At 36.8% G+C, this 1,148-nt stretch carries 1 protein-coding gene and 2 pseudogenes; all 3 read left to right on the forward strand.

Annotated features, from left to right (window positions below; translation table 11 throughout):
- A pseudogene (locus GMD4S_RS13560) lies at nucleotides 1–314 on the forward strand (hypothetical protein); the annotation flags it as partial.
- Nucleotides 311–730 (forward strand): annotated as a pseudogene (locus tag GMD4S_RS09165) (hypothetical protein); the annotation flags it as partial. The pseudogenes GMD4S_RS13560 and GMD4S_RS09165, both read left to right, overlap by 4 nt.
- A partial coding sequence (locus tag GMD4S_RS09170; RefSeq protein ID WP_001242080.1) for a hypothetical protein occupies nucleotides 730–1,148 on the forward strand: 419 nt, incomplete at its 3' end. The pseudogene GMD4S_RS09165 and the gene GMD4S_RS09170, both read left to right, overlap by 1 nt.

Below are 1,148 nucleotides of genomic sequence, written 5' to 3' on the forward strand. Positions count from 1 at the left end.
ACTATCTCCGTATTTTAACCACCCATCTAGAAGTTTTGACAGTTGATAAACGAGCTATGTACATTATGGCGCTTGAGATTGCAAAGGTGATTGATGGGCAAATTAGCGAGGATAATAAGAAGACATGGCTAACAGTCGAGGAGTTTAGGAAAAAGCACGAGGCTATTCTATCTCTAACTTTTGAAGAAGCAAATGAACTAAGTTTGACTGAAATTCAAACGATGGATGTGGTAGACGACCCTCTTTGGGAGGAAGAAGCCAATCGTCGAAAAGAATATATACTAGCACATGGAGGCGATATCTCAGATTTATGAGACTATATATCAAAAGTGATTTTACGAAAAAAATAGACTTCACAACTAGAGAGCTTGTTTGGAAGATGTGGTTTAAGGAACGGAATGGCAAGAAAATAAGTTTCTCCAATGTTGGTGATGATGCTATGTTACAGGATGATTTCTTTTTTGGAGTTCAATTTGATAAATGGCGATTTAATGATAAACGATGGAATCATATACCATACGATAAGAGCAATCCTTGGACTTCGTTTTCTGATGAAAACATTCAATTGGAATTTGAAAATGATTTTATTACTGATGGGAGAGAACGTGGAGAAAACCTTAGGATTGCTACGACACATACGGATATTTTAACGGTTGATAAACGAGCTATGTATATCATGGCAGTCGAGGTAGCTTCTGCAATTGATGGTCAGATTAGCGAGGAAGACGAGTGAGACTATACATCAAAGGCGATTACACCAAAGAAATTCCATTTGATTACATGGAACTAGCGAAAAGGATGTGGTTTGAGAAAAAAGATGGAATAGAGCCAGATTTATCGTATGCTGGGTATCTAGATTTACCAATCGATAAACTTTCTATTCACTTAGAATTAGACAAGGAAACTCATGATGTTAGATGGAGGAGTGTCCAAATAAAGGAAGGGATAAAATATGATTTTTTATCCCATAAGTCAGAATATATACAGCTAGATTACGAAGATGCAATGATGTCGGATTTTCGTGAGAAAGGTGAATGTTTAAGAATTGCTTCTACCCACCTTGACCTTCTCACTGTTGATAAACGAGCTATGTATATTATGGCCATTGAAATTGCGACTGCTATTGATGGTCAGATTAGCGAAGATGA

This window comes from Streptococcus sp. GMD4S, from assembly GCF_000296955.1.